The sequence below is a fragment of the Parafrigoribacterium mesophilum genome (assembly GCF_039652555.1).
Classification (GTDB): Bacteria; Actinomycetota; Actinomycetes; order Actinomycetales; family Microbacteriaceae; genus Parafrigoribacterium; species Parafrigoribacterium mesophilum.
The window spans coordinates 1-287 of the sequence record NZ_JBDJAF010000035.1 but is presented as its reverse complement, the minus strand read 5'-3'; the positions used below and the strand labels follow the sequence as shown (position 1 = coordinate 287).

Below are 287 nucleotides of genomic sequence, written 5' to 3'. Positions count from 1 at the left end.
GGGCTTCACCGAGCGCGACTTCTTCGAGGTCCCCGACTCGGCCGCCGTCGCCGAGCCGCCCCGTGTGCAGTTCTAACTGAACCGCTTCCATGTACTCCGCCATTGCGCGCAACAAGCGCAACACGGTCTTCATCATCCTGTTGTTCCTCCTGGTCATCGGCGCGCTCGGTTTGCTCGCAGGGTGGGTGTACAACGACTTGTCGATCACGATCACCGTGCTGGTGATCGCCACGATCTATGCCGTCATCCAGTACTTCGCGGGCAGCTCACTTGCGGTATCGATGGCC

Annotated in this window: 1 pseudogene; it reads left to right on the top strand. The window is 61.3% G+C overall.

Annotated elements, in window-relative coordinates:
- Positions 1–89: 89 nt before the first annotated feature.
- A pseudogene (locus tag ABFX56_RS15990) lies at positions 90–287 on the top strand (protease); the annotation flags it as partial.